The 7,642-nt window shown below is 65.4% G+C and carries 6 protein-coding genes; all 6 read right to left on the bottom strand.

Annotated features, from left to right (window positions below; genetic code table 11):
* Positions 1-14: 14 nt before the first annotated feature.
* The 6 genes from ACHAAJ_RS15510 to ACHAAJ_RS15485 all read right to left on the bottom strand — a co-directional run bounded on the left by ACHAAJ_RS15510 (position 15) and on the right by ACHAAJ_RS15485 (position 7,336).
* On the bottom strand, positions 15-842 hold the full coding sequence (locus ACHAAJ_RS15510; protein ID WP_435729147.1) for an IclR family transcriptional regulator: 828 nt from the start codon (positions 840-842) through the stop codon (positions 15-17).
* 82 nt (positions 843-924) lie between these two features.
* Positions 925-2,172 carry a M24 family metallopeptidase gene (locus tag ACHAAJ_RS15505; protein ID WP_435729146.1) on the bottom strand — a complete coding sequence of 416 codons (1,248 nt, stop codon included), beginning with the start codon at positions 2,170-2,172 and terminating at the stop codon, positions 925-927.
* A gap of 71 nt (positions 2,173-2,243) precedes the next feature.
* Complete coding sequence (locus ACHAAJ_RS15500) at positions 2,244-3,587, bottom strand: MFS transporter (RefSeq protein WP_435729148.1); 1,344 nt, start codon at positions 3,585-3,587, stop codon at positions 2,244-2,246.
* 270 nt (positions 3,588-3,857) lie between these two features.
* Positions 3,858-4,691 (bottom strand): creatininase, encoded by an 834-nt coding sequence (locus ACHAAJ_RS15495; protein WP_435729145.1) that lies wholly within the window; start codon positions 4,689-4,691, stop codon positions 3,858-3,860.
* A gap of 53 nt (positions 4,692-4,744) precedes the next feature.
* A complete protein-coding gene (locus ACHAAJ_RS15490) occupies positions 4,745-6,523 on the bottom strand; it encodes a BCCT family transporter (protein ID WP_435729144.1) in 1,779 nt (592 codons plus the stop codon).
* Positions 6,524-6,676: 153 nt separating this feature from the next.
* Complete coding sequence (locus tag ACHAAJ_RS15485) at positions 6,677-7,336, bottom strand: GntR family transcriptional regulator (protein ID WP_435729143.1); 660 nt, start codon at positions 7,334-7,336, stop codon at positions 6,677-6,679.
* Between the last annotated feature and the right edge of the window lie 306 nt (positions 7,337-7,642).

The following is a 7,642-nucleotide window of genomic DNA, read 5'->3' as shown; positions in this document are numbered from 1 at the left end:
GATTCAGGATCGTTCTATGCGCTGGACTTTGCGAGCGCATCGGCCGCAGGGTCTGGAGTTTGCCAACCCATGCGGCCACTGACGGCAGCGGCCGCCTCCACGCAGGCTCGCGCCAACTCAGGAAGTTGTCCGCGGGCTACACGGAAGTAGGGGGCGGCCACCAGAATGGCCGCGACGACCTGCCCGCGGTGGTCCCGAATGGGAGCCGCGACTCCGACTTCCTCGGACGAGGTTTCACCGTAGTTGAACGCATGGCCGCGGTCCCGGACGGTGGCCACCCGGTCGAGGTACGCCGCGGTCGAATGCGCCGTCGAGTCGTCGATCTTGACCGTGCCGTCGGTCAACAGGGACCGCACGTTTTCCGGTTCCTCGTCCGCCAAGAACACCTGTACGGAGGCGCTGAGGGCCGTTGCGTATCGGCTGCCCATGGGCGAGGTGTGCTTAACCTGTTTGGTGCTGGGAATCTGTTCGACCGTCACCGATTCGTTGCCGTCCCAGATGTTGAGGGCGGCCGTTTCACCGGTGGTTTCCGCCAACTTCTGAAGTGCCGGGAAGGCGACCCGGCGCACGTCGAGGTTGGCCAACAGCGGGCCTGCGATGGCGATCAGACCCATGCCCAGGCGATATTTGCGAGATTGTTCGTCGCGTTCGACGATGCGCTCCTGCTCGAGGGTCGCGAGTATCCGCGAAATGCTCGATTTGTGGAGCCCTACCTGTGCGGCGATCTCGGTCACGCCGAGCATTGGTTCGTCCGTGGTGAAGCAACGCAGAACCTGGACCACATTGACGATGACCGATGGATTCCTGGACTCTGCGTTCGTCTCGGTGGCCTGCGTTGGCACGATCTCGCTCCTTCTTGTGGCGGCCGTGGTGCGGCAGGCCGATCGCCTGCCGCACCACGCTGTTACCGCCGAAAATCCGCGGCTAGCAGGGGATGATGTTGTTCTCCGGTCCGAAGCCGAACTTGGTGATGTTCTCCGCGCCGTCCTCGTTGACCACGAGGATATCGTGCTCGCGGTAGCCGCCGGCGCCGGGCTCCCCATCCATGACGGTGATCATCGGTTCCATGGAGACGACCATGCCGGGCTCCAGGACGGTGTCGATGTCCTCGCGGAGCTCCAGCCCGGCCTCGCGGCCGTAGTAGTGGCTCAGGACGCCGAACGAGTGTCCGTAGCCGAACGTGCGGTTGGCGAGCAGTCCGCGGTCCACGTAGATCTCGTTGAGTTCGGCCGCGATGTCCTTGCAGACCGCGCCGGGCTTGATGAGCTCCAAGCCGCGGCGGTGGACCTCGACGTTCACGTTCCAGAGCTCCAGGCTGCGCTCGTCCGGTTCGCCGAGGAACAGCGTGCGCTCCAGGGCCGTGTAGTACCCGGATGTCATCGGGAAACAGTTCAACGACAGGATGTCGCCGCGCTGGAGCTTCCGGGTGGTGGCCCAGTTGTGCGCGCCATCGGTGTTGATGCCGGACTGGAACCAGACCCACGTGTCGCGGACTTCGCGGTCCGGGAAGGTCTTGGCGATCTCGTGGACCATGGCCTCGGTGCCGATGAGTGCGACCTCGTACTCGGAGATGCCCTCGCGGATCGCGGCCTTGATGGCCTCGCCGCCCAGGTCGCCGATGCGGGCGCCGTGCTTGATGACCTCGATCTCTTCGGCGGACTTGATCATGCGCTGGCGCATGGCGTCCTGGGACACGTCGAGGAGCGTGGCGCCGTCGAATGCGGCCTGGATGCGCTCGCGGACAAGGCCCGGGAGGGCATCGTCCTCGACGCCGAGGCGGCGCGCCGTGACGCCGCGCTGGCGCAACGCCTCCTGGAGGGCGAAATAGTAGTTGTCCCGCTGCCAGTCGGTGTAGACGATGTTCTCGCCGTAGCTGGTGCGCCACGGCATGCCGGCGTCGATGTTCGCGGTCACGGTCACGGAGGCGTCGGCGGTGACGACCAGTGCGTAGTTGCGGCCGAACGTGGTGAAGAGGAAGTCCGAGTAGTACTTGATGCCGTGGTAGCTGGTCAGGATGACGGCGTCGAGTTCCTTGGCGGCCATGATCCGGCGCAGGCCGGACAGGCGGCGCTCGAACTCGGCATCGGAGAAGGTCAACGGCTGCTTGGTGCCGTTGTGCAGGACCTTCAGCCGCTCCAGCTCGGCGATGGAGTTCGGGGTGGTCAGCGTCATGGTGCGCTCCTTTGGTGGGTGTGGCCGCGGTGGGCCAGTGAAGTGAAAATCGAGGGGATGGACGGCGGCGGTCATGCGTCGCGGAGGGGTTTTCGGCAGGTTTCGGCGGAAAGCGCGACGGCTACGAGTGAAATCGCCGCGGCACCCATGAGGTACCAACCCGGTGCCAGATTGCTGCCGCTGGTCGCAATGAGCCACGTGGCTACCAGCGGCGCGGTGCCGCCGAAGATCGCATTGGACAGGTTGAAGCTGACGGCGAAGCCGGTGTAACGGACCTTGGTCGGGAACATCTCCGCCAGGAAACTGGGTAGCGTTCCGTCGTTCAGGGTGAGCATCGCGCCCAGGAGGACCTGCACCATGAGGATCACCACAAAGCTTCCGCTTCCCAGAAGCTGGAACGCCGGAATGGTCAGCAGAAGGAACAGGACAGAGGCGCTCATCAGGATTTTGCGGCGGCCGAAGCGGTCGGAGAGCATCCCGGTGAGGAAGATGAAGCCGATGTAGGTGCCGAGAGCAACCGTGGTGGCCACGAAGGAGAGCGTTGCGTCCAGCCCTATCTCCTGGGACAGGTACGTCGGCATGTAGCTGAGGATGACATAGAAGCCGACGGCGTTGAGCAGTACTGCGCCGCAAGCCAGCAACAGGTCGCGCCAGTGCTTCCGGAACAGGTCGCCAATGGGGGCTTTGATCGCTTCATCGTCCTGCGCGAGTTCGCGGAAAGCGGGGGTGTCCTCGAGCTTCGTCCGAATATAGCGGCCAATGAGACCCATGGGGGCAGCGAGCAGGAAGGGGAGGCGCCAGCCCCAATCGGACATTTGTTGGCTGTCGAGATTTGCCGTCAGGACGGCTGCTATGAGCGAGCCGAAGAGCAGGCCTGCCGCCGTGGAGGCCGGCACGACGGCGGCGAAGAGGCCCCTGCGGTGAGCGGGAGCGTATTCGACGAGGAACGCCGAAGCTCCGGCGTACTCGCCCGATGCGGAGAATCCCTGAACCACGCGCATGGCCAACAGCATCAGCGGGGCCCAAATCCCGATTGCCGCGTAAGAGGGAATCAGCGCGATGCAGAATGTGGCCAGCGACATCAGAAGGATCGACCAGGAAAGCGCTGTGCGACGGCCGATTCGGTCGCCGATGTGGCCCCAGACGAAGCCGCCGAGGGGGCGGACCAGGAAGGAGATCGCGAACAGTCCAAAGGTCAACATGAGACCGGTCTGGGGGTCCGAATCCGGGAAGAATACCGCGGTGATAGTCACTGCGAGGTAGCCGTACACGGCGTAGTCGAACCACTCGACGAAGTTGCCGATGAAGCTTGCCGCGACCACCTTGCGACGGGTGGCCGAAGATACATCGCCAGCTGCGGACGGCGCTGGCTGCGACGGGAGAGCGGCGGTGGCCGCGCCCAACCCGGCGGGCATCGTTGACCGCTCGGGAAATCTCGGTTGCTCTGACATTTGCTCCACCAATGTTTGACGTTGCGGTCAATGCAACCGCGTTGCATTCATCACATCATGTGGCGCCGGTCACGTCAAGCCCTCAATATCGCTGATTTCGAAGCGTCCCCACCTCGTCGTGGACACGGCGGGAAACGCGGAAGGGACGGAACCGGCGTCGACCGATTCCGTCCCTTCCGCGTGTTCTTGCCGGGGCTCCGTGTCCGCTCGACCGAGACAGTGCCCCGCCCGCGGCTACTCCCGCGCGTCGCCCGTCGAGGCCCCCACGGCGCGCGCCGTGCCCAGTTCCTCGGCGATGTCCCGCGCGAGGTCTTCAGTGACCTGCCGGAACAGCAGCTCGCCCTTTTGCGCGTCGGAGCCGGCAGGGGCGGAGAGGCACCCCGTGGCCGGAGTGCGTCCCCGCACGACAGGAAGGCGGTCGAACCGCGGCAGGTCGGCGGCCGGATGGTCCACTGCGCGGTCCAGGTCCACCAGCCCGGGTTCCAGATGCAGCATGAGCGAGGTCTCCAGAACTCCGCCGTGTTCGATGTCCCATCCGGGGAATCCGTCCGGGTAGACGGACCCTAGCGTCTCGTCGGAGACGTAGTCCCAATAGGACAGCAGCAGCACGCACTGATCGTCGCCGTCGCGGATTCCGAGTTCTCCGAGTGCCAGATCGATGCCCTCGTAGAGGAACTGGTAGTTCTCGTAGTGCCCGTTGACGAACACGACGTTCCGAACCCCCTGCCGCAGCAGGGACATGACCAGGTTGCGCGTGAGTCCGATAAGCGTGGCCGCGTCGAGACTCACGGTGCCGGGCAGATGGTTCCCGCCGCCGGACTTCTGCTGGGACTTGTAGCCGTAGGCGACGGGCTGGGCCACCAGGGAGCCCGTTGCCCGCGCCGCGGCCTCCGCGATGCGCTGCGAAAGGATGGCGTCCGTCCCCATGGGCAGGTGGGGTCCGTGCTGCTCGAGCGCCCCGACTGGCACCAGGACCGTGCCAGAACCCGTCCGCAGCCAGTCCGTAAACGTGTGCGCATCGAGCTCGGAAAGATGGACTCCGCGCGACGCTTCATTGCGAGCTTCCACGTTTTCTCCTTTTCGGTGGTGGCCCCGCAAGGGGGCCACCACGGTTGTGGTGCCTAGTCCCGCTGGGGAGACGGGCTTGGCGCGACGTCGGCCTCGACGAGGTCGTCGTCGTGGTTCGGGTCGTTGACTTCACGCTCCAGTTTCTTGGTCGCCTTGTCGCGGTTGCGCAGGCGGCGGATGAGGTTCGCGATCATCAACAGGATGACGAACGAGAAGGGGAAGGCGCCGATGATCGTGCCGGTCTGCACCGTGTCGACGACGGCGGTCCCACCGATGGAGAGCAACACCAGTGCGACGGCGGCGATGCTGAGCACCAGCACCACGCGGAACCATGGTCCGGCCTTCTTCGGCGCGGAGACGAACTCGGCCAGCGCGTACGTGCCCGAGTCCAGGCTGGTGATGTAGTAGGTCGCCACGAGGATGGTCGCGGCCACCAGCAGCACGCCGCCGATCACCGGCACCATCGCCAGAGTGGAGAACAGCCCGCTGGACGTGTTCGCGGCAACGTCGTCGGAAATCGATCGGTTCGTCGCGTCGTCGTAGTAGAGCGCGGCCGAGCCGATCACACCCACCCAGATCATCACGATCAGGGACGGAATGATGGTCACGCCGAGGACGAACTCGCGAATCGTGCGCCCGCGGGAGATGCGTGCGATGAACCCGGCGACGAAGGGCGAGAACGCGATGACCCAGCACCAGATGAAGACCGTCCACCAGCCGTTCCAGCTGTCCTGCCAGGAGTCCAGGGGGCCCGTGGCGACGGCGGCGTCCGTCCACAGGCTCATCGGGATGAAGTTGTAGATGAAGGCGCCGAAGGTCTGGGAGATGTTGGAGAGGATGTAGATGGTCGGGCCGAAGACGAAGACGCCGGCAACCAGGACGATGCTGAGGATCGAGTTCGCCTCGCTGATGCGCTTCATGCCCTTGTTGACACCCACGAACGCCGAAATCGCGGCGAGCCCGGCGAGGCCGATGATCACGGCGATCCAGACGCCCGGACCGGCGGTCACCCCGGTGAAGGTCGAGATGCCGGACGTGAACTGCAGCGCGGCGAAACCGAAGGACGTCGCGAGGCCGAGCACCGTGGCGATGATGGCCAGCAGTTCAACGACGACGCCGGCCGGACGCTGCGCGCGCTTCGGGAGGATGTCCACGGTCGCCTCGCGGAACGTGAGCGTCTTGCCGAGGTTGTGGTGCGAATAGGCCAGGCAGATGGCGACCACACAGTACATGGCCCAGGCCGTGAGGCCCCAGTGGAAATAGGTCCACACCATGCCGCCCTCGCCGGGGTTGGCGCCCGCCGGGATGAGTGGGACCTCGTCGCGGAGCATGATGGGCTGGGCAACCGACCAGAAGATCAGCCCGATGCCCTGTCCGCAGGCGAAGAGCATGGAGTACCAGGCGAACTTGCTGTGCTCCGCCTTGGCTTTGGGGCCACCGATGCGAATGCGTCCGATCTTGCTGGCTGCCAGCCAACAGCACACCCCGACGGCGATGGCCGAGTACAGGATGAAAAGCCACGTGAAACCGGACGTGACAAACGTGCGCATCCGGCCGATCACCTCGGCGGCGCCGACGGGGTTGACGGTGACGGCGATGATAACCGCGATGATCAACACCGGCGGCAGGACCTTGATGATGGTCCGGTCCAGGGGCGGGATGGTCTGCCCGCGGAAGCGGGGGAGTTCTCCGCCTCGACGCGGCCAGCGGGAGGCGGGCGGCGCGTCTTCGGTGTGGCCAACCCCATGGGAGCTGGGTTCGGGGTTTGGGGCAGGGACTGATTGCGCGCCGGCAGGGTTCTTGCTTTCTGCCTGTTGCTCGTGGATTGACATCGGACTGACCCTTCGAATGTCCGACCTCTACAGTCGGAATGAGTGTGGGGAGCTCGTTGGCCGGGGGCGGGGCGCCTTGAGTTGCAGTTAGCGCAACCCGGTTGCATTCAACAATACCGTGACACCCATCACAGTCAAGGGGTCCGTGCCGATCTACAGGACGGAACGCACCGTTTGTTCGAAATGGCCGATATGCTCGGAGGCCAGGTCGCCGGCCAGATCGGCGTCGCCGGCCAAGATCGCGCGCAGCAGGCCCACGTGCTCGGTGATGTGCTCGGAGATGGACGGCAGCCGGTCCAGCACCAGGCACCAGATGCGGGTCGCCAGGTTGTCCAGACGCACCAGGGACTCTTCCAGGTGGTGGTTGCCGGCCGCGCGGTAGATCAGGCGGTGCACCTCGAGGTCGTACTGCATGAGTTCGCGCCGCCCCTGGGTGGTGTCGAGACGCTCGATGGCCTGGGCCACCTGCTCCAGTTCCACGCGGATTCCGGCATGGGGGTTCAGGGCGGCCCTGCGGGCGGCCAGTGGCTCCAGTGCGTGGCGGATCTCGGAGATCGCCGCCAGTTCGGTGATGTCGACGATGGTGGCGAACGTTCCCCGGCGGGGGTAGGAGACGACGAGATGGTCCGTCTCGAGCCGCTTCAGCGCCTCGCGCAGCGGCGTTCGGCCGAACCCGAGATCGTTCGCCAGTCGCGCCTCGTTGATGGGCTCGCCGGGCGCGATGTCCAGCATGATCAGGCGATCGCGCAGGATCCGGTATGCCCGCTCGGCCAGCGAGAGCTCCTCGTCGACGATCGTGTCTGGGCTGCTCATGCTTCCACTCCTCACGTCCGGGAGTCCGGCTCCCGGGGTTGGCCCGGATGTCCGTCCTCCGGGCGCTTGACCAACTGTGATCCCCATCATACTATGGTTCAAACACTGATATATCAGTTGTCGACGCGTAAGCATGAGGAGGATTTGATGTCACAGGCGACTTCGATGTCACAGGCGGCGGAGAGCACGGAGCAGTACGCCGCCCCGGTGGCGGGCGAGACAGGCGGTGCGGCCGCGGCCAGCACAGGCGGCGCCGGTTCGGGAATCGGCGCCGGCACGACCGCCGACGGTCCAAAAGCTCCTGCC

The organism is Arthrobacter arnarulunnguaqae, assembly GCF_051262515.1.
Taxonomy (GTDB): domain Bacteria; phylum Actinomycetota; class Actinomycetes; order Actinomycetales; family Micrococcaceae; genus Arthrobacter_N.
The sequence above is the reverse complement of the archived record's forward strand: the minus strand, read 5'-3'. Positions and strand labels throughout refer to the sequence as shown.

What these genes read in the sequence shown, in the direction of transcription:
- ACHAAJ_RS15505 (WP_435729146.1), bottom strand. Translation starts at nt 2,172, where the DNA reads ATGACGCTGACCACCCCGAACTCCATCGCCGAGCTGGAGCGGCTGAAG.
- ACHAAJ_RS15500 (WP_435729148.1), bottom strand. Translation starts at nt 3,587, where the DNA reads ATGCCCGCCGGGTTGGGCGCGGCCACCGCCGCTCTCCCGTCGCAGCCA.
- ACHAAJ_RS15490 (WP_435729144.1), bottom strand. Translation starts at nt 6,523, where the DNA reads ATGTCAATCCACGAGCAACAGGCAGAAAGCAAGAACCCTGCCGGCGCG.
- ACHAAJ_RS15485 (WP_435729143.1), bottom strand. Translation starts at nt 7,336, where the DNA reads ATGAGCAGCCCAGACACGATCGTCGACGAGGAGCTCTCGCTGGCCGAG.